This is a genomic window from Limnohabitans sp. TEGF005 (genome assembly GCF_055394835.1).
On the sequence record NZ_AP029226.1, the window covers coordinates 2,741,419 to 2,763,502 of the forward strand.

General features: G+C 59.8%; 22 protein-coding genes. 13 read left to right on the forward strand and 9 right to left on the reverse strand.

Going from position 1 to position 22,084, the window contains the following annotated elements; all coding sequences use genetic code 11:
• The first annotated feature begins 188 nt into the window (after positions 1 to 188).
• Together ACZ5RG_RS13660 and ACZ5RG_RS13665 are read left to right on the forward strand one after the other, a co-directional pair.
• The gene (locus ACZ5RG_RS13660; protein ID WP_312259894.1) at positions 189 to 1,913 is read left to right on the forward strand and encodes a GMC family oxidoreductase; all 1,725 of its coding nucleotides are present in this window, start codon (positions 189 to 191) and stop codon (positions 1,911 to 1,913) included.
• A gap of 298 nt (positions 1,914 to 2,211) precedes the next feature.
• A complete protein-coding gene (locus ACZ5RG_RS13665; protein WP_298602787.1) occupies positions 2,212 to 2,973 on the forward strand; it encodes a sulfite exporter TauE/SafE family protein in 762 nt (253 codons plus the stop codon).
• Positions 2,974 to 3,027: 54 nt separating this feature from the next.
• On the opposite strand, the gene ACZ5RG_RS13670 is transcribed toward ACZ5RG_RS13665, so the two are convergent.
• Together ACZ5RG_RS13670 and alr are read right to left on the reverse strand one after the other, a co-directional pair.
• Complete coding sequence (locus ACZ5RG_RS13670; RefSeq protein ID WP_298602784.1) at positions 3,028 to 3,951, reverse strand: DMT family transporter; 924 nt, start codon at positions 3,949 to 3,951, stop codon at positions 3,028 to 3,030.
• Between the two features lie 55 nt (positions 3,952 to 4,006).
• Positions 4,007 to 5,104: an alanine racemase gene (gene alr, locus ACZ5RG_RS13675; RefSeq protein WP_464447335.1), complete on the reverse strand. Its 1,098-nt coding sequence runs from the start codon at positions 5,102 to 5,104 to the stop codon at positions 4,007 to 4,009.
• A 207-nt stretch (positions 5,105 to 5,311) separates the two neighbouring features.
• Here alr and ACZ5RG_RS13680 point away from each other — a divergent pair, with 207 nt between their 5' ends.
• Genes ACZ5RG_RS13680 through ACZ5RG_RS13700 form a run of 5 tightly spaced genes read left to right on the forward strand, consistent with a single transcriptional unit; the run spans position 5,312 to position 7,837 of the window.
• Positions 5,312 to 5,947 carry a DedA family protein gene (locus ACZ5RG_RS13680; RefSeq protein ID WP_298600523.1) on the forward strand — a complete coding sequence of 212 codons (636 nt, stop codon included), beginning with the start codon at positions 5,312 to 5,314 and terminating at the stop codon, positions 5,945 to 5,947.
• Between the two features lie 11 nt (positions 5,948 to 5,958).
• On the forward strand, positions 5,959 to 6,852 hold the full coding sequence (locus ACZ5RG_RS13685; protein WP_464447336.1) for an EamA family transporter: 894 nt from the start codon (positions 5,959 to 5,961) through the stop codon (positions 6,850 to 6,852).
• Positions 6,853 to 6,866: 14 nt separating this feature from the next.
• Positions 6,867 to 7,349: a glutathione peroxidase gene (locus ACZ5RG_RS13690; protein WP_464447337.1), complete on the forward strand. Its 483-nt coding sequence runs from the start codon at positions 6,867 to 6,869 to the stop codon at positions 7,347 to 7,349.
• Positions 7,300 to 7,617 carry a DUF4160 domain-containing protein gene (locus ACZ5RG_RS13695; RefSeq protein ID WP_464447338.1) on the forward strand — a complete coding sequence of 106 codons (318 nt, stop codon included), beginning with the start codon at positions 7,300 to 7,302 and terminating at the stop codon, positions 7,615 to 7,617. Before ACZ5RG_RS13690 ends, ACZ5RG_RS13695 begins: the two co-directional genes overlap by 50 nt.
• Positions 7,589 to 7,837 (forward strand): DUF2442 domain-containing protein, encoded by a 249-nt coding sequence (locus ACZ5RG_RS13700; RefSeq protein ID WP_298600535.1) that lies wholly within the window; start codon positions 7,589 to 7,591, stop codon positions 7,835 to 7,837. The genes ACZ5RG_RS13695 and ACZ5RG_RS13700 overlap by 29 nt, the downstream gene beginning before the upstream one ends.
• A 118-nt stretch (positions 7,838 to 7,955) precedes the next feature.
• On the opposite strand, the gene dapD is transcribed toward ACZ5RG_RS13700, so the two are convergent.
• The 6 genes from dapD to ACZ5RG_RS13730 all read right to left on the reverse strand — a co-directional run bounded on the left by dapD (position 7,956) and on the right by ACZ5RG_RS13730 (position 14,530).
• Positions 7,956 to 8,933 carry a 2,3,4,5-tetrahydropyridine-2,6-dicarboxylate N-succinyltransferase gene (gene dapD, locus ACZ5RG_RS13705; protein ID WP_298600538.1) on the reverse strand — a complete coding sequence of 326 codons (978 nt, stop codon included), beginning with the start codon at positions 8,931 to 8,933 and terminating at the stop codon, positions 7,956 to 7,958.
• Between the two features lie 557 nt (positions 8,934 to 9,490).
• Positions 9,491 to 9,748 (reverse strand): BrnA antitoxin family protein, encoded by a 258-nt coding sequence (locus ACZ5RG_RS13710; protein WP_298600541.1) that lies wholly within the window; start codon positions 9,746 to 9,748, stop codon positions 9,491 to 9,493.
• Positions 9,749 to 9,764: 16 nt separating this feature from the next.
• Positions 9,765 to 10,034 carry a BrnT family toxin gene (locus tag ACZ5RG_RS13715; RefSeq protein ID WP_298600544.1) on the reverse strand — a complete coding sequence of 90 codons (270 nt, stop codon included), beginning with the start codon at positions 10,032 to 10,034 and terminating at the stop codon, positions 9,765 to 9,767.
• A 31-nt stretch (positions 10,035 to 10,065) separates the two neighbouring features.
• Positions 10,066 to 12,471, reverse strand: coding sequence for a hypothetical protein (locus ACZ5RG_RS13720; RefSeq protein ID WP_464447339.1), 2,406 nt, complete (start codon positions 12,469 to 12,471; stop codon positions 10,066 to 10,068).
• Positions 12,472 to 12,603: 132 nt separating this feature from the next.
• Positions 12,604 to 13,590 carry an acrylyl-CoA reductase (NADPH) gene (gene acuI / locus ACZ5RG_RS13725; protein WP_464447340.1) on the reverse strand — a complete coding sequence of 329 codons (987 nt, stop codon included), beginning with the start codon at positions 13,588 to 13,590 and terminating at the stop codon, positions 12,604 to 12,606.
• A gap of 10 nt (positions 13,591 to 13,600) precedes the next feature.
• Positions 13,601 to 14,530 carry a DMT family transporter gene (locus ACZ5RG_RS13730; protein ID WP_464447341.1) on the reverse strand — a complete coding sequence of 310 codons (930 nt, stop codon included), beginning with the start codon at positions 14,528 to 14,530 and terminating at the stop codon, positions 13,601 to 13,603.
• Between the two features lie 116 nt (positions 14,531 to 14,646).
• Here ACZ5RG_RS13730 and ACZ5RG_RS13735 point away from each other — a divergent pair, with 116 nt between their 5' ends.
• Together ACZ5RG_RS13735 and ACZ5RG_RS13740 are read left to right on the forward strand one after the other, a co-directional pair.
• Positions 14,647 to 16,269, forward strand: coding sequence for an alkaline phosphatase D family protein (locus ACZ5RG_RS13735; RefSeq protein ID WP_464447342.1), 1,623 nt, complete (start codon positions 14,647 to 14,649; stop codon positions 16,267 to 16,269).
• A 107-nt stretch (positions 16,270 to 16,376) separates the two neighbouring features.
• Positions 16,377 to 17,000, forward strand: coding sequence for a TetR/AcrR family transcriptional regulator (locus ACZ5RG_RS13740; RefSeq protein WP_298600558.1), 624 nt, complete (start codon positions 16,377 to 16,379; stop codon positions 16,998 to 17,000).
• A 65-nt stretch (positions 17,001 to 17,065) separates the two neighbouring features.
• Here ACZ5RG_RS13740 and ACZ5RG_RS13745 read toward each other — a convergent pair whose 3' ends face one another.
• Complete coding sequence (locus ACZ5RG_RS13745; protein ID WP_298600561.1) at positions 17,066 to 17,488, reverse strand: universal stress protein; 423 nt, start codon at positions 17,486 to 17,488, stop codon at positions 17,066 to 17,068.
• A gap of 383 nt (positions 17,489 to 17,871) precedes the next feature.
• Here ACZ5RG_RS13745 and ACZ5RG_RS13750 point away from each other — a divergent pair, with 383 nt between their 5' ends.
• The 4 genes from ACZ5RG_RS13750 to ACZ5RG_RS13765 all read left to right on the forward strand — a co-directional run bounded on the left by ACZ5RG_RS13750 (position 17,872) and on the right by ACZ5RG_RS13765 (position 22,079).
• Complete coding sequence (locus tag ACZ5RG_RS13750) at positions 17,872 to 19,128, forward strand: ABC transporter substrate-binding protein (RefSeq protein WP_298600597.1); 1,257 nt, start codon at positions 17,872 to 17,874, stop codon at positions 19,126 to 19,128.
• A 145-nt stretch (positions 19,129 to 19,273) separates the two neighbouring features.
• On the forward strand, positions 19,274 to 20,134 hold the full coding sequence (locus ACZ5RG_RS13755) for a carbohydrate ABC transporter permease (protein ID WP_298600565.1): 861 nt from the start codon (positions 19,274 to 19,276) through the stop codon (positions 20,132 to 20,134).
• A gap of 23 nt (positions 20,135 to 20,157) precedes the next feature.
• Positions 20,158 to 20,988 carry a carbohydrate ABC transporter permease gene (locus ACZ5RG_RS13760; RefSeq protein ID WP_298600568.1) on the forward strand — a complete coding sequence of 277 codons (831 nt, stop codon included), beginning with the start codon at positions 20,158 to 20,160 and terminating at the stop codon, positions 20,986 to 20,988.
• A gap of 23 nt (positions 20,989 to 21,011) precedes the next feature.
• The gene (locus tag ACZ5RG_RS13765) at positions 21,012 to 22,079 is read left to right on the forward strand and encodes an ABC transporter ATP-binding protein (protein ID WP_298600571.1); all 1,068 of its coding nucleotides are present in this window, start codon (positions 21,012 to 21,014) and stop codon (positions 22,077 to 22,079) included.
• Positions 22,080 to 22,084: the final 5 nt, after the last annotated feature.

The window sequence follows — 22,084 nt, forward strand, 5'->3', positions numbered from 1 at the left end:
TCGGCCCGATGGCCCCGGCCAGTCACCCTCGCTGCGCTGGCTGGACCCAATCTCGAAGACGTTCAAACTGCAGATCGGTGGCTTCAGCCCCAACATGGCCCGCTGCCGAAGCCAGCCATGTCGACGCTAAAGGTCTGACCGCCAAGAATCCACAGGCACAATCGCCTGCTCAGGAGACAGTGCACAACATGAACGAAAACACCTTTGACTACATCATCGTCGGCGGCGGCACAGCGGGCTGCTTGCTGGCCAACCGCTTGTCGGCCGACGCGAGCAAGCGCGTGCTGCTGATCGAGGCGGGCAGAAAAGACGATTACCACTGGGTGCACATTCCGGTCGGCTACCTGCATTGCATCGGCAACCCGCGCACCGACTGGCTTTACCAAACCGAACCTGCTGCAGGCCTGAATGGCCGCAGCCTGCGTTACCCGCGTGGCAAGGTGCTGGGCGGGTGCTCCAGCATCAACGGCATGATTTACATGCGTGGCCAGTCGCGTGACTACGACCAGTGGGCTCAGATCACCGGCAACGACGAATGGCGTTGGGACCAGGCCCTGCCCTACTTCAAGCTGCACGAAGACCATTACAACGGTGCCAACGAATTTCATGGTGCCAAAGGCGCCAAGTCCGAATTGCTGGCCCCGACCGATTTGCCCAAGGGCAGCTATTTGCACACCCTGCGTGGTCGCAACACCGGCGGCGAATGGCGCATCGAAAAGCAGCGCCTGCGCTGGGACGTGCTGGACGCGTTTTCGCAGGCCGCGCAGCAAGCGGGCATCCCGGCCACCGACGACTTCAACCGGGGCGACAACGAAGGCGTGAGCTATTTCGATGTGAACCAAAAAAACGGCTGGCGCTGGAACACGGCCAAGGCGTTTTTGCGCCCCACCAGCTATTCACGCCCCAACTTCGAGTTGTGGAACAAGGCCCAAGTGGCCAAGCTGACGATTGAAACCCAAGCCAATGGCGAAAAGCGCTGCACCGGGGCACAGGTGTGGACGGGTGAAGAGATGGTTGAAGTCAAAGCCATAGGCGAGGTGATTTTGAGCGCTGGCAGCATTGGCTCGGCGCAAATTTTGCAGCTCTCAGGCGTTGGTCCAGCGGCTTTGCTGCAAGACAAAGGCGTCGACGTGCTGCACGACTTACCGGGCGTGGGGGCCAACTTGCAAGACCATTTGCAAATCCGCTCGGTCTACAAAGTCAAAGGGGCCAAAACCCTCAACACCTTGGCCAACAGCTGGTGGGGCAAGGCCAAAATCGGCCTCGAATACGCGCTCAAACGCTCCGGCCCCATGAGCATGGCACCCAGCCAGCTGGGGGCTTTCACCAAGAGCGATCCGTCGCAGCCACACGCCAATCTGGAATACCACGTACAGCCGCTCAGCTTGGATGCATTTGGCGAGCCGCTACACAGCTTCCCGGCCATCACGGCCAGCGTGTGCAACCTGAACCCGACCAGCCGGGGCACGGTCAACATCACCAGCCCCAGCTTTGAAGTCGCCCCCGCGATTGCGCCCAACTACCTGGCCACCGACGAAGACCGCAAGGTGGCCGCCGACAGCCTGCGCGTGACGCGCCGCATCATGGCGCAAGACGCGATGAAGCCCTTTGCACCCGAAGAATTCAAGCCCGGCGTGCAGTACCAAACCGATGAAGAACTGGCCAAGTTGGCTGGCGACATTGCCAGCACCATCTTTCACCCCGTGGGCACCACCCGCATGGGCCGCGATGACGACCCGATGGCGGTGGTCAACTCGCGCTTGCAAGTGCGTGGCGTGGCGGGCCTGCGCGTGGTCGATGCGGGCGTGATGCCCACCATCACCAGCGGCAACACCAACAGCCCGACCTTGATGATTGCCGAGAAAGCGGCGCAGTGGATTGGCGAAGATGCCGCGCGTCGCATGGCGGCCTGAACGACCGCAAGCAATCCAAATCATTCTTTATTGCCAATTCACGTTCAGTTCGAGGCAGGGATTTCCCCCGGAATCGGGAAATCCCTGAGAGAAAGCGGTGATTTGTTCCATTACATTTCACCCACTCGATGCAAAGCAGTATCTGCATCCCGAGGGCCGAGGAGACATTCAAGCCTAAGAACTCGAATATGAACCAACATCCGAACGAGGTGTAACTTTCCAAAGCGTCGCGCAAGCGGCGCTTTTTTTTGCCCGCTGTGTTCTGGGCATCAAAAGCCTCAATGCCACAATCGCCCGCATGGAATTACTGATTGTTTCGCTGGCCTCGCTGCTGGCCGGCTTGGTGGACGCGATCGTGGGCGGCGGTGGCCTGATCTTGCTGCCCGCCTTGTTTGCCACCTTCCCCGGCGCAGCACCTGCCACCTTGTTTGGCACCAACAAAAGCGCTTCTATCTGGGGCACGGCTTTTGCCACCGCGCAATACAGCCGCAAGGTGAACATGCCCTGGCGCTCTTTGTTGCCTGCAGCGGGTGCCGGGTTGTTGGGTTCGCTGGCCGGTGCCTGGTTCGTCACGCAGGTCGACCCCAGTCTGTTTCGCAAATTGCTGCCCGTGCTGCTGGCGGTGCTTTTGCTTTACACCTTGATCAAAAAAGACCTGGGCCGCAGCCATGCGCCGCGCTTTGCCGGGGCGCAAGAGGCTTGGATCGCCGCAGGCATCGGGCTGCTGATTGGTTTTTACGACGGATTTTTTGGCCCCGGCACCGGCAGCTTTTTGGTGTTTGCCTATGTGCGGGTGCTGGGTTACGACTTTTTGAACGCATCGGCTGCGGCCAAGATGATCAACGTGGCGACCAACCTGGCCGCGCTGGCCCTGTTCACGTTCAAGGGCCATGTCTGGTGGCATCTGGCGCTGCCCATGGCGCTGGCCAATATCGTGGGCAGCCTGATCGGCACGCGGCTGGCCCTGAAACACGGCGCAGGCTTTGTGCGCCATGTGTTCATCTTCGTGGTGCTGGCCCTGATCTGCAAAACCGCCTACGACACCTGGCTCAAAGCCTGATGCACCTGTTGCGGGCGCGCGCCTCTGCTCGCGCAGGCTTGCACGCCAACGCCGTCAACGCAAGCGCCATTTGATTTGTCCGGCGAACTGCGCCAGCGCCACACCCAGCAAGGTCACCCCGGCCCCGGCGATCTTGACCCAGGTGTAATGCTCGCCCGACAAGGCCCAAGCAAACAAACCGGCCATGGGCGGCATCAGGTACATCAAAGGAGCGGTGCGGGCCACACCGCGCACATTGTTGATCCAGCCCCAAGCCAACCAGCCGATGAAGGCCGACACCATGACCGACCAGAGCAAGCCCACCCAGGCCCAAAAGTCGAGCGAGGACCAATTGGCCTCTAGCCCCGCAGGCACCGACAGCAGCATCACAGGCAAGCCCCCCAGCAACGTGGCGTAACCCATGGTCAGTACCGGGCCGTGGCGCTGCATCACGGGTTTGACCGCCACGGTGTAATAAGAGAACAGCCCTGCTGCGATCAACAAGACCAAATCGCCCCCGCCCGCCCGCCAATGGCCGCCCAGCAATTTGTCTGACAAGAACACCAAGACCCCGCCAAAAGCCAAAGTCACTCCGGCCATTTGCGGCAAACTGAGTCGCTCCAGACCCTGCACCCGCAAGATCAGCAGGGTGAAAATCGGCCCGCAAGCCAGAATGACCGAGCTGGAAAACGCAGTCGACCAATGGATACCGTAGGTCACCAGCCCGACATGCAAAGAATGGCCAATGAACCCCAACCAGGCCATGTGCATCCAGTCCTTGCGCGGCAAAGGCGGCAAGCAACGGCCAAAACGCCAGCGCATCAAAAACAAGGCGCACACCGGCATGATCAAGTAGCGGGCCCACAAAAATCCACCCGGCGAAATCAGGCCAAACAGGTACTTTTGCAGTGTGAAGTTGCCTCCCCAGATGACCACCAAAACCAAAGCGACGAGCAAGGCACGGTGGTCGTATCGGTGCAAGGGGGTGCGGGAAGGCATGGGGCTGATTGTGGGCTCACACGTCCCACGGCCTTGTCACGCTCGCAGCAAGTCTTCAGTCTTGCAGCACCACGGGCACGCGCTGCGCCAGCGCGCACATCAGCTCGTAACCCACAGTGTCAGCGGCTTGGGCCACCTCGTCGATGCTCAGCACGGTGCCATGGGCCGACTGCCCCCACAGCGTGACTTGGCTGCCCATTCCGGCTTGCGGCAAGTCTGTCAGGTCCACCGTCAGCATGTCCATGCTGACCCGCCCCAAAGTGCGGCCCCGCACACCGTCCACCAGCACGGGGGTGCCCGTGGGGCAAACGCGGGGATAACCATCGGCATAGCCGCAAGCCACCACCCCCATGCGCATCGCCTTGTCGGCCACAAAACGGGAGCCATAGCCCACGCTGTCGCCGGCTTGCAGCTGCTGCACGGCGATGATTTGGGCGTTCAAGCTCATGGCAGGCTGCAAGCCCCAATGCGCGGCGCTGTGCTCCGGAAAATCGGGCGCGCTGCCGTAGACGGCAATGCCGGGGCGAATCCAGTCGGCTTTGACAGCCGCATCCTGCGCATGGCGCAAGGTGGCGGCGCTGTTGCTCACACTGCGTTCGCCAGGCAGGTCGCGGGTGGCTTCTTCAAACAAGGCCATTTGCGCGGCAATGCCCTTGGGGCCATCGGCATCGCTGAAATGGGTGATCAATGAGATTTCGTCCACTTGGGGCAAAGCATTCAGCCGGGTCCAAGCTGAACGGTAGCGCTGCGGCGCAAAGCCCAACCGGTTCATGCCCGAGTTCATCTTGAGGAAGACCCGGTGCGGCTCGTGCGTCTTGTGCAGCGCCAGCATGTCGATCTGCTCATCGCAATGCACCGTGTGCCAAAGGTGCAGACGCGAGCACAGCTCCAGATCGCGGGCCTCAAAAGCACCCTCGAGCAACAAGATCGGGCCGCGCCAGCCCAGCGCACGCACCCGCTCGGCTTCGTTCAGGTCCAACAGCGCAAAGCCATCGGCCCCGCGCAGGCCCTCAAACACCCGCTCAATGCCGTGCCCATAGGCATTGGCCTTGACCACGGCCCAAGCTTGGGCATCGGGCGCGGCTTGCCGAGCAACCGCGAGGTTGTGACGCAGTGCGGTGGTGTGGATGGTGGCCTGGATCGGACGGGGCATAAAACGCCTGCAAACAAAATAAGACCCAGCAAGTGTGACAGCAAATCACGCCGCTCCGGCACCCGAAAAAAGCCGACTTCTCTCCTCGGGAATACCCGGCTGACCATGCCCAAAAGGGGGCTTACAAATGCTTTACACTGGCCCGCTGCCTGTTAACCCCGCGCATTCCGCCTGAACCGTTCAGGCACTGGCTGAACCTTGTAATCCATGGAAGTTTTTCAGTTTTTGATGCCCATCTTCACCGAATACGGCTACTTGGCCGTTTTCGTGATGCTTTTGATCTGCGGTTTTGGCATTCCCGTTCCAGAAGACGTGACCCTGGTCACTGGCGGCGTGATCGCCGGGCTGGGCCACGCCGATGTGCACACCATGTTTGCCGTGGGCATGGCGGGCGTGCTGCTGGGTGACGGCCTGATGTTCACCTTGGGCCGTCTGTACGGCCAACGCATCTCCCAATTGCCCGGTTTCCGCAAAATCCTGACCCCCGAGCGCTTTGCCAGCGCACAAGACGCTTTTCACAAATACGGCAAATGGGTCATGTTTGTGGCCCGATTTCTGCCGGGTCTGCGCACCCCCGTGTTCTTTTCGGCGGGCATGAGCCACCGCGTGACTTTCCCGACCTGGTTTTTGATGGACGGCTTTGCCGCCCTGATCAGCGTGCCGATCTGGGTGTACCTGGGTTACTTTGGTGCCCAAAACTGGGACTGGATGTTCGCCGTGCTGCGCCAATTCCAGCACGGCATCTTTGCTCTGCTGGGCCTGGGCGTGGTCTGGCTGGGCTGGCGCTGGTGGCGCAAACGCCACAGCACAGCAGCCACTGACGCGCCCAGCGACCCGTCCTGACACGCCCACCCATGGGCCAAACCTCTCCCAAAAGTCTGGCCGTGGCCGGGCTGCTGTTCAATGCTTTGGTTTGGGGCGTGTGTTGGTGGCCCTTCAAACAACTCGAAGCCCAAGGCCTGCACCCCTTGTGGGCCACTGCGCTGGTCTATGGCTTTGTATTTGTGTCGATCGCCTTGTGGCTCTGGCGCACGGGCCGACTGGTCGGCTGGGGGCCGCATCCTGGTTTGTGGGTACTTTTGCTGGCCTCGGGCCTGACCAATGTGGGCTTCAACTGGGCCGTCACGGTAGGCGATGTGGTGCGCGTGGTGCTGCTGTTTTACCTGATGCCCGCCTGGTCTGTGCTGGTGGCCTGGTGGCTTTTGGGCGAAAAACCCAGCCGCATGGCGCTGCTGCGTTTGCTGCTGGCCCTGACGGGTTTGTTCATCGTGCTCAAAACCCCTGAAACCCCCTGGCCCGTGCCCGAAAGCCTGGCCGATGTGCTGGCGCTCATGAGCGGCTTCACCTTTGCCGTGACCAACGCCCTGCTGCTCAAACTCAAAGACACGCCCGCTTCATCACGCACCCTGGCCATGTTTGGCGGTGGCGCCATCATGGCCACCTTGGCGGCCCTGATTGGTCTGGCCATCGGGGTCATTCATGCCGGGCAGGCCTTCAGCTGGGGCTGGCTGCCTTATGTGGGCCTGCTGTGCCTGTCGTTCTTGCTCGGCAACCTGGCCTTGCAATACGGCGCAGCCCGACTGGCGGCCCACACCACGGCCTTGGTCATGCTTTCCGAGGTGCTGTTTGCCAGCGTATCCTCCGTCATGCTGGGTGCGTCCGACTGGGAAAGCCGCACACTGATCGGCGGTGCCTTGATCTTGCTGGCGGCTTTGCTGTCGGTGGTCGGCCCCGCACAACACGACTGAACTGGAGCCACCCCATGAGCCTTTATGACTTTGAAGCCCGGAGCATCGACAAGCAAACCGTGGCGCTGTCGCGTTTCAAGGGCCAAGTGATGTTGATCGTCAACACCGCCAGCGCCTGCGGCTTCACGCCCCAGTTCACCGGGCTTGAAAAACTGCACCAAACCTACGGCGACAAAGGCTTGGCCGTGCTCGGTTTTCCGTGCAACCAGTTCGCCAGCCAAGACCCGGGTGACGACACCCAAATCGCCAACTTCTGCCAAAAGAACTACGGCGTGAGCTTTCAGATGATGCGCAAGGTCAAGGTCAACGGGGCCGATGCTCACCCGCTGTACCAATGGCTCACGGCAGAAGCCCCCGGCATTTTGGGCAGCAAAGCCATCAAATGGAACTTCACCAAGTTCTTGGTCGGCAAAGACGGGCGCGTGATCAAGCGCTACGCGCCGCAGGATGCGCCCGAAAAAATCGCCAAAGACATTGAAGCGGCGCTGGCGGAGTGATCTGCCGGCGGACAAGTTGGTTACAGTCACGGTACCCACCATTGTTCGCGACGGTCAATTCCGTCTCTTCTTTTTTTCGCGGGAAGAGACACGCATTCATGTGCATGTGTCGCATGTGGACGGTGAAGCGAAGTTCTGGCTTACCCCAATGGTGGATTTAGCCAACCATACTGGTCTATCTGCTTCGCAACTTCGACAAGCGCAAGCAGTTGTGAATGTCCACTTGAAGGAGATCCAAGATGCCTGGAACTACCACTTTGGCCGCTGAAGTGACCCATATTTCGAAGCATGGTTTTTGGCTTCTGCTTGCCGACGAGGAGCTGCTCGTGCCCTTCGATCAATTCCCATGGTTTCGGAAGGGGACAATCGAACAGATCTCCGAAGTTCAGTGGCTGACCCCCGACCACCTCTATTGGCCGGGTTTGGACATCGACATATCGGTGCAATCGATTCGCAACCCATCCGCATTTCCGCTTGTTTCGGCCTAACACGGCGCTCGTCGCCCCATGTCGTTGAACTGAAGGGCTTTGCCTTTGGGCTGGCTTAGAACAACAAAACGGCGTGCCCGCTTACGCAGGCACGCCGTTTCTATTAGAAAACCCGCAATCAGTTCTTGTGCAGCTCAGCGTTCAACTCGCCCCAGCTCTTGTTGCGCGGAATGGCGTGCAAGGCGCCCGACTGTGAATCGCGGCGGAACAAAATGCCGTTTTTGCCAGACAACTCTTTGGCCTTCATCAGGCTGCCGTCGGGCAGCTGCACGCGGCTGCCGCCGGTGATGTAGCAGCCCGCTTCGACCACGCAGTCGTCGCCCAGCGAGATGCCGATGCCAGCGTTCGCGCCCAGCAAGCAGCGCTTGCCGACCTTGATGACTTCTTTGCCGCCACCGGACAGCGTGCCCATGATGGACGCGCCGCCACCAATGTCGCTGGCATCGTCCACAACCACGCCTGCGCTGATACGGCCTTCGACCATGCTGGCACCCAACGTGCCCGCGTTGAAGTTGCAAAAGCCCTCGTGCATGACGGTGGTGCCACTGGCCAGGTGTGCGCCCAAGCGCACGCGGTCGGCGTTGGCAATGCGCACGCCCGACGGGATCACGTAGTCGGTCATTTGTGGGAACTTGTCCACGCCTTTGACCTCAAGCATGCGGCCAGCAGCACGGGCCTTCAGGCGGGCGGCGGGCACTTCGCTCACGGCGCAAGGGCCAAAGTTGGTCCAGGCCACGTTGGCCAGCAAGCCAAAGATACCGGTCACGTTGGCACCGTGTGGCAAGACCAGGCGGTGGCTCAGCAGGTGCAGGCGCAGGTAAGCGTCGTGCGTGTCAGCGGGGGCGTCGGCCAGACTTTTGATCTCGGTGCGCACAGCCACCACGAAAGTGCCGCGCACGGCGCAGGCGGTCATTGCGTGGGCCACATCAGCGCCCAGAGCGGCCACCGCTTCGGCTTCGGTCAGGTGGGTGCTGCCGCTGGCGGCCACGTCGCCCGCCAGTTCGGGGGCAGGAAACCAGGTGTCCAGCACGGTGCCGTCAGCGGCGATGGTGGCCAGGCCCGTGGCGCGTGCGCCTGTGGTTTGGAAAGTGCTCATGTGTTGCTCCGCAAAAGAAGGCCCGCAGTGCGTACGGGCTGTGGGAAATCTGAAGGCATGATTATCGACGATCAGGTGCCCAGGCCCACGTGTGCTGTCCATACAAAGCGCAGACACATTGAGTCGGCTTTTGTTCATTGCTGCAAATGCTGTGCGGGCATGCCCGGTCGCAATACGTGTTGTCAAACTTGACCAGAAGTAGTCCCTGGATAAACTGAACTTCACCCAAAACCAGCGCTATCTCTTTGACCAGGAAGCCGATACGGTGACGGTCCTGCGTGTATGGCACCAGAGAGAACGACAAAATTAGGCAATGAGCGCATCAGACATGAAGCCAAAATGAACGTGAGCACAAGGTTTATACGCTGGCAGTCCAATAAGCCGCATTCAACGCTGGCCAGGCTTGTGTAGAAGTCACAGCATGACGGCGCGGCACTTACCGCAAAAACCCCAAACTGAACACTTGCGGGCGCAGCTTGGCGGTCAGGGCTTGATAGGGCGCCTCGAAGGGTGAGAAGTTGACGGGGGCGGTGTCGCCGCTTTTTTTGCGCTTATGGTCACGAATAATTGGCCACATATTGGCGCAGCACGCTGTCCATGCGTGACTGCCAGCCGTCGCCCGTGGACTTGAAATAAGCCAGCACCTCGGGGCTGTAGCGCACCGAAACCAAGAGTTTTTTGTTCGCGGACTTGGGGCGGCCACGCAAACTTTGGAGTGGCACCATGGCCTTCAATTGCGCAGGCGTAAGCGGCTGCGCATCTGGATCACTGCGAGCTGCTGCGGTGATGGCCTGGTCCTCTTGGACGCTGGGCATGCGAACTTTTGGGCGTTTAGAAATTTTCGACATAGTGCTTTACCTCGCGTCGATTGGCTCGGCGAAGAGAGATGACTCTTCGCGCTGGTGCCCGATCAACAAATGCCACGAAGTACAGGATGTCGGTTTTTGGTGCAAGCGCGATCATTCGCATCTCGTTGTACTCAAACCGATCGTCAACCCATACCAGCGCGGATTCCCAATCGAGTTCACCGGCCATTCCCAACGACAGACCATGTTTGATCTGATTGGCGGCGTCTTTAGGCAGGTCGAACTCGATATGCATTGTATTTGTGTAGCTACCAAAAATCAACGCCTCACCGCAAAAACCCCAAACTAAACACTTGCGGGCGCAGCTTGGCGGTCAGGGCTTGGTAGGCCGCCTCGAAGGGTGAGAAGTTGACGGGGGCGGTGTCGCCACTTTTGTTGCGCTCGGCCAGGGCGTTGCGGATCTGGTACCAACCCACATCGGCGCGGTTGAGCTTGTATTGGTCACGCACGGTGCGCACGTCGGTGTGGGCAAAGTAGGCTTTCCACAGGGGTCGCCCGGCATCCAGCACCGCCGTGGCTTCGGCCGATAAGGTCATGCCCGCGAGGTACTGGACCATGAAGTCCGATTCAAAGCGGTCGGGGGCGTTGACTTCGGCTTCGGTGAAAGGAATGAAGTGGTTGACGATGGACCACTTCTTGCCGTTCCATTCGAGGTCGTTGGCGCTGGCGGTCAGGTTGCCTCGGTTGAGCAAACTCCAAATCAAGCAATCGAATTGGAATTCGTCCGTGAGCGGCTCAGTGGGTTGTAGGAATTGATCGCGGTCGTTGAGCCAAGTTGGGCGAACAAGTTTGCGAACCGCAAAAATGGTGACCGCGTGCAGCAGATTCTCTGGCGTAATGAAAAATCCACCTGCGTGGCCGATGCTGTGCACCGAGGAAAAAATCGCCGTCTCTTGTTCTGCATGTTGAACATCATTGCTGTCGCAAAGCATGTGTCCAATGGCGTTGTCTGACCATTTGGTACGACGAACGCCCGTTGTCTTTGTAGTTGGCGTGATGGCATTGATTAGCGGCAATGCGTCCGTATCGTTAGCTTTTTGCCGACCTATCCAGTTGGTCAACAACTTCGAGTTGGGAACGTTGCAATAAATTTTTTCGCCAATGGGGTGTGCCGTTTTATCTAAGACGTCCACAGCAATTTCAGTGATGGGTGTTTTGATGGTGCTGAGTTGGTTTGTTTTCCAAATCAAGAAGCCGATGGGGAATTTACCGTTCAACCCATCAAATGCTTTGTTGTGCAACACAAAACCCCCTTGGTATTCGGCATTCCACTCTTGTCGAAACTTCTCAAAGTTGGGCGCGTTGATGTATTTCATGGTGCTGAACATGGCCACAGTCGCTGTGGGCATTTCGATGCCAATTCTTGCCAGGAATTGTGCAAACAACTCACGAGACGCATAACCATAATTGGCCATGCTTTCACCGACTTTTGTGGTGGCCACACCGGTTTTGTTTTCGGTACCAAGTTTGACCTCGGTATTCCCGCGATTCGCCGCCTCCGCATAAGGCGGATTGATCAACACCAAAATCTTCTTCCCCGCCGCAACCGCATCGCGCAGACCCTGCGGCACCTTGTTGCTCAGGCTGTAATCAATCTTGCCGTCCTCGGTGATGTCGTCATTCAAATAGTCGTACTGAAAGCGCGTGGCCGACACGCAGGTTTTGGTGGCTTTCATCACGTCAATGTCGGCCTGGTCCAGCGTGCTCATGTAGAGGTTGCGCGGGTTGCTGTGCTTGACTTCGAGGTTGCCCACGCCGCAGCACATGTCCCAGACGATGTAGTCTTTTTGCCAGTTGGCCCCGAGCGTTTCGGTCAGCTTGTCATAGGCTTTGTCGACCACATGCAGGGGCGTGTAATACGCGCCCTTGAAGCTGCGCTCGTCGTACGGGATCAGGCTGTCGCGGCGCTCGAGCAGGTAGTCGCGGTATTCGCTTTTGGGCGGGCGGTGGTAGATGGCCCAAAACTGGCGGTAGCCTTCTTTGTTGCCCAGGTCAAAGTTTTTGCCGCCCAGCGAGAACACCGGAGCGCCGTTTTTGTGCATCAACTCGGCAGGCAAATTGGCGTGGGTGGACACGGTGCCGTCGTGCATGATGTCGGCAAAAAACAGCAGCGCGTAATCTTCTTCGCTCACCCCCACGATCTCGCGGCCCACCATGGCCACCCATTTGTCGAACACCTGTTTCAGGTTGTCCGGCGTGATTTGCGTGCGGATGATGTCGCCCGACTTGATGGCCGCCTTGACGGTGCTGATGAACTCGTCTTCGTGCGTCTTGATGCGGAACGACACAAAGTAAGTGCCAATGTAGGCCGAGATTTCGTCCAGCGCCTCTTGGGTGAACTGGCTGGCCGACTTGCCCCAAGTGATGGTTTTTTTGTCCAAAAAGGGCAGCACATCCGCACTTTTCATGATCGCGGCTTTTTCGGTGTCGATCACCGCCAGGAATGGCGGTACCGGCTCGCCTTTGTTCAGCGCCACCTGCACGTAGTGCAGCAGCTGGGTGAACATGGCGTAACTCGAGTTGCGGTCGGTGTCTTTGGCCTCGAACCAGATCTCGCGGGTCTGGATGTCGATCAGCCCTTTGGTGTATTGCTTGAGGCCCAGGGCCTTGATGTAAGCGTCCTTGACGTCCTCTTCGCTCTTGGCGGTTTGCAGTTGGGTGTAGAGGCTCACGTCAGACCATGTTGAATAAATAATTCAACATTGTCTTTTATTTAAGCTAATAAGTTCTCTTTTATTGACCCATCGTTCATCCAGCAACAGCGATTGGCCCTTTTGTCCGTTTGCGCTGACCGGGCCGCCGTTTCAGGCGTTCACATTCACCACCACCCGCCCGCGCACCTGCCCTGCCAGGATCTCGCTGCCCAGCGCCAGGGCATCGGCCAGACCCACTTCGCGGGTCATGCGCTCCAGTTGCGCAGGGTCAAGGTCTTTGGCCAGACGTGCCCAGGCGGCTTCACGCAGGGCACGCGGTGCCATGACACTGTCGATGCCCGCCAGCGTCACGCCACGCAAGATAAAGGGCGCAACTGAGCTGGGAAAGTCCATGCCCTGGGCCAAGCCACAGGCCGTGACCACGCCGCCGTATTTCGTGCTGGCGCAGGCATTGGCCAGGGTGTGGCTGCCCACGGTGTCGACCACGCCCGCCCAGCGCTCTTTGGCCAGCGGTTTGCCCGGAGCACTCAACTCTGACCGGTCCATGATGTCGGCCGCACCCAACTGGCGCAGGTAGTCGGCTTCATGCTGGCGGCCGGTGCTGGCCACGACGCGATAACCGAGCTTGGCCAGCAAGGCAATGGCCACGCTGCCCACGCCACCGCCCGCGCCGGTGACCAAAATGTCGCCTTTGTCGGGTGTGACGCCGTGCTTTTGCAGCGCCATCACGCAAAGCATGGCGGTGTAGCCTGCGGTGCCAATGGCCATGGCTTGGCGGGGGGTGAAGGCACTGGGCAGGTGGATCAGCCAGTCGCCTTTCAGGCGGGCTTTTTGCGCCAGCCCGCCGCTGTGGCTTTCGCCCACGCCCCAGCCGTTCAACACCACTTTGTCGCCCGCTTTGAACAGCGGGTGCTGGCTGTCGGTCACCGTGCCTGCAAGGTCAATACCGGGTGTGAGCGGGAACTTGCGCACAACGGGCGATTTGCCTGTCATGGCCAGGCCGTCCTTGTAGTTGACGGTGGAGTAGTCCACTTGCACCGTCACATCGCCTTCGGGCAAGGGGCTGTCGTCCAGCGTTTGCACCGTGCAGTGGTAACCGTTGTCGTCTTTGTTGATTTGCAGAGCTTGGTAGGTCATGGGTTTTTCCTTAAGTGGGTTTGCGGTTGACCAGCACAATGCCCACCGCCACCAGCCCCAGGGTGGCCAGCAGTGTGGGGGTGGCGGCTTCGCCCAGCAGCCAGGTGCCAAACAGCAGGGCAAACAGGGGCGTCAAAAATACGAATACCGAGATTTTGGTGGCGGGGTAGCGGCCCAGCATCCACATCCAGGCCAGGTAGCTGGCAAACGCACCGATCACGGTTTGCGCCAACATCGAGCCCCAGGCCAGGGCGCTCCACTGCAGGTTCCAGCTTTCGCCCAGGGCCAGCGAGATCCAGGGCACCGCCACTGCGGTGGTGGCGATTTGGTAGAAGAGCAGTTTTTCGGGGGCGATGCGGGTCAGGTTTTTGGCGCGGATGGTCACCGTGGTCAGGCCCCACAAGGCCCCGGCGGCCAGGCCCAGCAGGTCGCCCAAAGCACTGTGGGTCGCGCTGTTGTTCAGGCTGTTGTTGCCACTGCCGTTGCTGCCAGCCCACAAGCCTTCGCGCATGGCAAAGGCCACCGCCACAAAGGCGCAGGCCATGCCCAGCCATTGCAGCGGGCGCAGACGCTCCGACTTGACGAACAGTGGCACCAGCGCGGCCACCCAAAACGGCGAGGTGTAGAGAAAGACCGTCAGACGCGATGCCGAGGTGTAGCGCAGGCCCAAATAGATGCAGGCAAATTCGGCGGCAAACAGCCCGCCCGCCAGCAGACCGGGCCACAGGCTGCCGTCCCGATCAAACAGGCGCACGCCGCGCACGCGGCACCAGATCAGCAGCAGTGCACAGGCTCCGATGCAGCGCAGGCTGGCCTGAAACAGCGGTGCCACCTCCGACATGATGGCCTTGACCAGCACCTGCTGCAGCCCCCAAAACATGCAGCACGCCAGCAGCATGCCCACGGCCAAACCGTCCAGATTGTCTTTGCGCAAATTCATGCCCGCATTGTGCCGTGCGCCAGTGCGCTCAGCTGTCGCCAGTGACTGCGCCGTGCGCCGTGGCATGCGGCAGTTAACATGCCAACAACGCATGCCCTGCAGCGCACCGACTTGCCATGAAGCCACTTGAACACCTTGCAACTTTGACGCGCAAAGATCCTCGGTCTGCGCTGACCCGGCGCGACTGGCACCGCATGGCTTTGGCGTTGGCTTTGTCACCTTGGCTGGCGCCTGCCACCCAAGCGCAAACGCTGAACAGCGCGTCGGGCGCTGCGCAAGGGCCGCGTTGGCAAGTCGACCCGTTTAGCCTGGGCGTGGCCAGTGGCCAGCCGCAGCCGGACAGCGTGGTGCTGTGGACGCGCTTGCACATGGCAGAGGCCGACGCGCCGCTCAAGGCACAGGCCATCAGCGTGGTGTGCGAGGTGTTTGCCGATGCCGCCTTGCGTCACCCCGTGCGCCAATGGCGCGTGCAGACCGACGCAGCCCGCGCCCACAGCGTGCATGTGGTGGCGACTGGTTTGCAGCCGGGGCGGCCTTATTGGTACCGATTTGTGTGCGGCAGCGCCAGCAGCCCGGTGGGCCGCGCCCGCACCAGCCCGGGCGTCAACGACGCGGTGGACCGCCTGCGCATCGCTTTGGCTTCGTGCCAGCATTACGAGCAGGGCTACTTTGCGGCCCACCGCGAGATGGCCCAGCGCGATCTGGATCTGGTGCTGTTTGTGGGTGACTACATTTATGAAAGCTCCAACCCGCAGTACATGCTGCGCCAGCACTTGGGCGGCGTGCCCAAGTCGCTGGACGAATACCGGGACCGTCACGCCCAGTACAAGAGCGATGCCGATTTGCGGGCATGCCACGCCGCCCACACCTGGCTGATGACTTGGGACGACCACGAGGTGGTGAACGATTACGCCAACGACGTGGACCGAAACTTCACCGACCCTCAGGTATTTTTGCGCCGCCGGGCTGCCGCCTATCAGGCGTACTTTGAACACATGCCGGTGCGCTTGGGGCCTGATGCGGCCAAGCCCAGCCAGATGCGCATCCACGACCGCATGGCTTGGGGGCAGCTGGCTGATTTGTGGACGCTGGATTGCCGCCAATACCGCGACCACCACGCCTGCCCTGACCCGATGCGTGGCGGTGGCCGTGTGGTGGTGGGTTGTGACGCCTTGGCCGATCCGTCGCGCAGCATGCTGGGCGCGGCGCAAGAGCAGTGGTTCACCGAGGGCCTGACGCGCAGCACCAAGCGCTGGAAGCTGGTGGCGCAGTCCACCCAAATGAGTTCGAGTGGGGTGAACACGCCTTTGGGGCGAAGTGCGTTCACCGATGGCTGGGACGGCTACCCGCAAGCCAGGGCCAGGTGGCTGGACACCGTGGCCCAAGCCGGGCTGCAAAACGTGGTGGTGCTGGGTGGTGATGTGCACATGAACGTGGCGGCCCAGTTGCGGGTGCAGCCCAACGACGAGCGCTCGCCCGTGGTGGCCAGCGAGATCGTGACCACATCGGTCACCTCACGCGGCTTGGGTGAGAAGTTGTTGGCCCAAATCCGCGACAGCAACCCGGACATCTTGCATGCCCGTTCGGACGAACGCGGCTACACCTTGCTGGACATCAAGCCCGAGGGCATGCGTGCCGAGTTCATGACCACGCCCAACCCGGCTCAGGCCCAGGGTGTGTTCAAGGCACAGGCGCAATGGCTTGTTCGCGCTGGCGTGGCGGGTCTGCAAAAAGCCTGATGGACACCCGAGGCGCCAAAACAAGCGCAGCTCCCAGCTTTTGCATTCTTCAGGCTTGGGAGTGACCAAGTAGTCATTTTTCCGATATGCGGGACTAGAATCTGGCCATGACCACTCACGCCCAGACCCCGCCCAAAAAGTCGTTCAAGATCCAGATGTTGGCCGCCCGAGAGACGGCGATCATCCAGTCGGTCAACCGCCTGCTGGCCGAAAAAGGGTTTGACGCGATGACGGTGGACGAAGTGGCTGCCGAGGTGGGCATTGCCAAAGCCAGTCTGTACAAGCATTTCACCAGCAAAGAAGAGCTGGCTTGTGCGGCCATGGTGGCCGCCATGCGCAAGGCGCAAGCGTTTATCCAGTCTTTGCCAGCGGAGCAAGCGGCCATCGACCAGCTCAAGGCGGTGACCCGCTGGACCATGACCCTCAAGCTGGAAGGCCTGATGCCGTCCTTGCCCAGCCAGAACTCCAGTTTGCGGGCCACCTTGATGACCAACAAGGATTACATGGACGGCTTGATGGAAGTCAGCGATGCGCTGGGGGGCTGGATCGAAAAAGCCCAAGCCCAAGGCCAGATCAACCAGGCCCTGCCCGCGGTGGCGGTGCTCTACACCTTGTTTGCGCGGGCCTGCGACCCGGTGCTGGAGTTCCTCAAGATGGGCGAGCAGCACACCGATGAGCAAATCCTGGATTTGGTGATGAGCACCTGTTTTGACGGGCTGAGCGCCCGCTGACCCTGAGGCGCACCCTGACTTGCAGGGACGCCCTCCCACCCAAAGCGCTCAAGCTGTTTGGATGTTCAGCGCACCAACAGCACCGGCACTTTGCAGTGCGCCAGCACTTGAGTGGCCACCGAGCCCATGACCAGATTGCCCAGGGTGCCGTGGCCGTGCGAACCCATCACCACCAAGTCAAATTTGCCGCTGTCGGCGGTTTTGGAGATGATTTCGCCTGCGTGACCCACTTTGGACACGGTTTTGGCATCAATGCCGTGGCGCAGCAAGAATTTGGTGACCGGGCTGAGCACTTTTTCTGCTTCGTCGCGGTGGTAGCTGTCGACCATTTCTTTGCCCACCACGGCGCGAGCGCGGGGCGGCAATTGGGGCTGCACCGTGACCAGGGTGTAGCTGTTGTTGGCACTGAACAACTCGTCGTGAGTGCTCAAGTAAGCCAGCATTTTTTTGGTGTAGTCGCTGCCGTCAACGGCCAATAAGATTTTCATGGGGTGCTCCTTATTGAGATCAAACAAGCTTTGAATGTAGTCAGCTCTTGGATACGGTTTTTGACTTAGGTCATGAAGTTCACGAACAAGCCCGCCGCACCGAAGGACGAGCGCTCATCGATGGCGGTTTGGAAAACTGAGCGAACTGTGCAGGCGAAATGTCGGTTTTCACAAACTTTCAAGCAGATACAGGGGAAAGTCCTAGGCATATCTTGCAAATAAGTACAGGTTTGAGGCGAATTTGTATAAATGCCGAGGCAAGACATCATCAAAATTCATCCCACGGTGAGTACAGCCGTGTGCCAACAACATTCATCATTCAGGAGACAACCGTGAAATTCCGCCTCGCTTCCACTCTCTGCGCCGCGCTGTTCAGCGCCGGCATGGCCCAAGCGGCCACCGAACTCGTGATTGCCACCGTCAACAACGGCCACATGATCGAAATGCAAAAACTCGGCAAAAACTTTGAAGCCGCCAACCCCGACATCAAACTCAAGTGGGTCACCCTTGAAGAAGGCGTGCTGCGTCAACGCGTGACCACCGACATCGCCACCAAAGGCGGCCAGTTCGACGTGATGACCATCGGCATGTACGAAACTCCGATCTGGGGCAAAAAAGGCTGGTTACAAGAACTCAAAACCGACGCCGCCTATGACGTGGACGACTTGCTGCCCGCCATGCGCAATGGCTTGAGCGTGGACGGCAAGCTGTTTGCAGCCCCCTTTTATGGCGAAAGCTCGATGCTGATGTACCGCAAAGACCTGGCCGACAAAGCCGGTGTGCAAGTGCCCGAGCGTCCCACCTGGCCACAAATCAAAGACTTGGCTGCCAAAATGCATGACCCCAAAAACGGCGTGTACGGCATCTGCTTGCGTGGCAAGCCAGGTTGGGGCGACAACATGGCCTTCCTGTCCACTCTCGTCAACACCTTTGGCGGTCAGTGGTTTGACATGAACTGGAAGCCGCAGCTCGAATCCAAGCCTTGGAAAGACGCGATCAACTTCTACGTTGATTTGCTCAAGAACTACGGCCCACCCGGCTCCTCGGCCAACAGCTTCAACGAAATCCTGGCACTGACCAACTCCGGCAAGTGCGGCATGTGGATCGACGCCACCATCGCAGCCTCGTTCGTGAGCGACCCCAAGCAGTCCAAAGTGGCTGACCAAATGGCGTTTGCACAAGCACCCACCATGGCCACCCCCAAAGGTGCCAACTGGCTGTGGGCTTGGTCGCTGGCCATTCCTGCGGGTTCCAAAAATGTGGCCGCTGCACAGAAGTTCGTGACCTGGGCCACCTCCAAGGACTACATCAACCTGGTGGGCAAGACCAACGGCTGGGGCGCTGTGCCCACCGGCACCCGCAAAAGCACTTATGCCAACGCCGACTTCTTGAAGGCTGCGCGTTTTGCCAAGGCTGAGAAGACCGCCATCGACTCGGCCAACCCGAACGATTCCACCTTGCCCAAGAGCCCGTATGTGGGTGTGCAGTTCGCTGCCATCCCCGAGTTCCAGGCCATTGGCATCGCAGTGGGTCAGCAAATGAGCGCGGCCTTGGCGGGCAAGTCCACCGTGGACGCAGCCCTCAAAGCCAGCCAAGTGGCTGCCGATCGTGAAATGAAGAAAGCTGGTTACTACAAGTAAGCGGCCGATGCGGACCACGGGCAGGCACCACAGCGGTGGGCCTGCCCGTTTTTCCTCAAACCCTTACTGCTTAAGCCTTGTGTGCAAGGGGCCGTCAGACCCGACGTCAAGTTACCGCCTTCGCACCTGTTGAGAGATACCCCTTATGAATCGCCTGCTACCCCGTTTGCTGCTAACGCCCGCCATCGCCACGCTGTTTTTGTGGATGATCGTGCCCTTGGTGATGACGATTTACTTCAGCGTCATCCGATTCAACCTGCTGCAGCCTGACCAGAGTGGTTTTGTTGGGCTGGAAAACTTCGAATACTTCATCACCGACCCATCCTTTGGCTCGGCGGTGAGCAACACCTTGCTGCTCTTGGGCAGTGTGATCGCCATCACCGTGGTGCTGGGCGTGGCGATTGCCTTGCTCATCAACGAGCCATTTGCCGGACGCGGCTTGGTGCGCGTGCTGCTGATTTCGCCTTTCTTTGTCATGCCCACGGTCAATGCGCTGCTGTGGAAAAACATGATGATGAACCCGATTTATGGCGTGCTGGCGCAGGTCTGGATCTTCTTCGGTTTGACGCCCGTCGACTGGTTAACCGACTTACCGCTGCTGAGCGTCATCATCATGGTGGCTTGGCAATGGTTGCCGTTTGCCACCTTGATTTTCATGACCGCGCTGCAAAGCATGGACCGCGAACAACTCGAAGCCTCGCGCATGGATGGTGCCCACTATGGCCAGCAATTGCGCTACTTGTACCTGCCTCATTTGGCGCGATCGGTGGCTGTGGTCGTCATGATCGAGTTGATCTTTTTGCTCAGCGTGTTCGCCGAGATTTACACCACCACCGGGGGCGGTCCGGGCGACGCCAGCACCAACGTGGCTTTTTTGATTTTCAAACAAGCGCTGCTCAATTTTGACGCGGGCGTGGCCTCGGCGGGTGCTTTGTTTGCCGTCGTGCTGGCCAATATTGCAGCGATCTTCATGATCCGCCTGGTCGGCAAAAACCTCGACAAATAAGACCAATTGATAAGGCCTGAACCATGTCCCGAACTTCTACCCTGACCCTCGCCTATGCCGTGCGCACTGTGGCCGCATGGGGCGTGGCCTTGCTGCTGTTTTTTCCGCTGGGTTGGCTGCTGCTGACAGCATTCAAAACAGAGCTGCAAGCCATTGCCGTCCCGCCTGAGCTTTTCTTCACACCGACGCTGGAAAACTTCCACGAAGTGCAAGAACGCAGTGACTATTTGCTGTACGCCAAAAACTCGGTCATCACCAGCGTGGTCTCCACTTTGCTGGGCTTGATGATCGCCGCGCCTGCGGCCTACGCCATGGCCTTTTTCAAAGGCAAATACACCAAAGACATCTTGATGTGGATGCTCTCGACCAAGATGATGCCCGCCGTGGGCGCCTTGGTGCCGGTGTATGTGATGGCGCAAAAAGCCCAGCTGCTCGACACCCAGCTGGCGCTGATCATCGTGTTCACGCTGAGCAACTTGCCCATCATGGTGTGGATGCTGTATTCGCACTTCAAAGACATTCCGCACGAAATTCTGGAAGCCGCTCGCATGGACGGCGCAACGCTTTGGCAAGAACTGCGCTTGGTGCTCTTGCCTTTGGCCATGGGGGGTTTGGCTTCCACCGGCTTGCTGTGTCTGGTGCTCAGCTGGAACGAAGCCTTCTGGTCACTCAACCTCACGGCAGCCAAGGGCGGCACGCTGGCCACCTTGATTGCCAGTTACTCCAGCCCCGAGGGCTTGTTTTGGGCCAAGTTGTCAGCCGCCTCGCTCATGGCCATTGCGCCCATCGTCATCTTCGGCTGGTTCAGCCAAAAACAACTGGTGCAAGGGCTGACCTTTGGCGCCGTCAAATAAACCCTTTATTGCGATCACACACCATGGCTTACCTTCAACTTCAGGGCATTGAAAAATTCTTTGGCGAGCACCGCGCCATCAAAGGCATCGACTTGGCCATCGAGCCGGGTGAGTTCATTGTTTTTGTCGGCCCCTCGGGCTGCGGCAAATCCACTTTGCTGCGCTTGATCGCGGGCTTAGAGCAGATCGACGGTGGCAAGCTCAGTCTCGAAGGCCGCGACATCACGCACTTGCCTTCCAGCCAACGTGATCTGGCCATGGTGTTCCAAAGCTACGCGCTGTACCCGCACATGAGCGTGTTCGAGAACATGAGCTTTGCACTCAAACTGGCCAAAGTGGCCAGCGAGGTGATCAAGGAAAAAGTCGATCGTGCTGCGGCGATCTTGAACCTGAGTGCTTACCTGAACCGCACGCCCAAAGACCTGTCGGGTGGGCAACGCCAGCGCGTGGCCATTGGCCGCGCCATCGTGCGTGCGCCCAAGGTGTTTTTGTTTGACGAGCCGCTGTCCAACCTCGACGCGGCCTTGCGTGGCCAGACCCGTGTGGAAATCGCCAAGCTGCACCGCGACCTGGGCGCGACCACTATCTATGTGACGCACGACCAGGTAGAGGCCATGACCTTGGCCGACCGCGTGGTGGTTTTACGCGACGGCCAGATCGAGCAGGTGGGCACGCCGCTGGAACTGTACGACCACCCAGCCAACCAATTTGTGGCGCAGTTCATCGGCACACCGCAGATGAATGTGGTGCCGCTGGCGCAACTGCCTCCCGTGGTGCAGCACATGGCCCCTGCCCTTGCAGCAGGGGGGGCGATGGGTCTGCGCCCAGAAAACGTCTTGCTGCGCCAGGGCGGGCAAGGCGCCATGTCGGGCCGTGTGGACTTGGTCGAGGCGCTGGGTGCCGAAACCCTGGTCTATGTCAGCACCAGCGAAGGCGCCACGCTGGTGGCCCGCCTGAGCGAACGCACCGCGCTGGTCGCAGGCCAGAGCGTCACACTGGATGTGGCGACCGAGCACGCCCATTGGTTTGACGCCCGTGGCCGTGTGGTGCACCGCACGCACAACACCAACGCCGCAGCCGCGCAAGCCTGAGTCCT

Excerpts from the sequence above, each read along its gene's own strand:
- ACZ5RG_RS13735 (WP_464447342.1), top strand. The coding sequence starts at position 14,647 with ATGAAGCCACTTGAACACCTTGCAACTTTGACGCGCAAAGATCCTCGG.
- dapD (WP_298600538.1), bottom strand. The coding sequence starts at position 8,933 with ATGAGCACTTTCCAAACCACAGGCGCACGCGCCACGGGCCTGGCCACC.
- ACZ5RG_RS13740 (WP_298600558.1), top strand. The coding sequence starts at position 16,377 with ATGACCACTCACGCCCAGACCCCGCCCAAAAAGTCGTTCAAGATCCAG.
- ACZ5RG_RS13685 (WP_464447336.1), top strand. The coding sequence starts at position 5,959 with ATGGGCCAAACCTCTCCCAAAAGTCTGGCCGTGGCCGGGCTGCTGTTC.
- ACZ5RG_RS13745 (WP_298600561.1), bottom strand. The coding sequence starts at position 17,488 with ATGAAAATCTTATTGGCCGTTGACGGCAGCGACTACACCAAAAAAATG.
- ACZ5RG_RS13670 (WP_298602784.1), bottom strand. The coding sequence starts at position 3,951 with ATGCCTTCCCGCACCCCCTTGCACCGATACGACCACCGTGCCTTGCTC.
- ACZ5RG_RS13690 (WP_464447337.1), top strand. The coding sequence starts at position 6,867 with ATGAGCCTTTATGACTTTGAAGCCCGGAGCATCGACAAGCAAACCGTG.
- ACZ5RG_RS13715 (WP_298600544.1), bottom strand. The coding sequence starts at position 10,034 with ATGCATATCGAGTTCGACCTGCCTAAAGACGCCGCCAATCAGATCAAA.
- ACZ5RG_RS13760 (WP_298600568.1), top strand. The coding sequence starts at position 20,158 with ATGTCCCGAACTTCTACCCTGACCCTCGCCTATGCCGTGCGCACTGTG.
- ACZ5RG_RS13750 (WP_298600597.1), top strand. The coding sequence starts at position 17,872 with ATGGCCCAAGCGGCCACCGAACTCGTGATTGCCACCGTCAACAACGGC.
- ACZ5RG_RS13700 (WP_298600535.1), top strand. The coding sequence starts at position 7,589 with ATGCCTGGAACTACCACTTTGGCCGCTGAAGTGACCCATATTTCGAAG.
- acuI (WP_464447340.1), bottom strand. The coding sequence starts at position 13,590 with ATGACCTACCAAGCTCTGCAAATCAACAAAGACGACAACGGTTACCAC.
- ACZ5RG_RS13695 (WP_464447338.1), top strand. The coding sequence starts at position 7,300 with ATGCGCCCGAAAAAATCGCCAAAGACATTGAAGCGGCGCTGGCGGAGT.
- alr (WP_464447335.1), bottom strand. The coding sequence starts at position 5,104 with ATGCCCCGTCCGATCCAGGCCACCATCCACACCACCGCACTGCGTCAC.
- ACZ5RG_RS13755 (WP_298600565.1), top strand. The coding sequence starts at position 19,274 with ATGAATCGCCTGCTACCCCGTTTGCTGCTAACGCCCGCCATCGCCACG.
- ACZ5RG_RS13765 (WP_298600571.1), top strand. The coding sequence starts at position 21,012 with ATGGCTTACCTTCAACTTCAGGGCATTGAAAAATTCTTTGGCGAGCAC.
- ACZ5RG_RS13665 (WP_298602787.1), top strand. The coding sequence starts at position 2,212 with ATGGAATTACTGATTGTTTCGCTGGCCTCGCTGCTGGCCGGCTTGGTG.
- ACZ5RG_RS13680 (WP_298600523.1), top strand. The coding sequence starts at position 5,312 with ATGGAAGTTTTTCAGTTTTTGATGCCCATCTTCACCGAATACGGCTAC.
- ACZ5RG_RS13710 (WP_298600541.1), bottom strand. The coding sequence starts at position 9,748 with ATGCCCAGCGTCCAAGAGGACCAGGCCATCACCGCAGCAGCTCGCAGT.
- ACZ5RG_RS13730 (WP_464447341.1), bottom strand. The coding sequence starts at position 14,530 with ATGAATTTGCGCAAAGACAATCTGGACGGTTTGGCCGTGGGCATGCTG.
- ACZ5RG_RS13660 (WP_312259894.1), top strand. The coding sequence starts at position 189 with ATGAACGAAAACACCTTTGACTACATCATCGTCGGCGGCGGCACAGCG.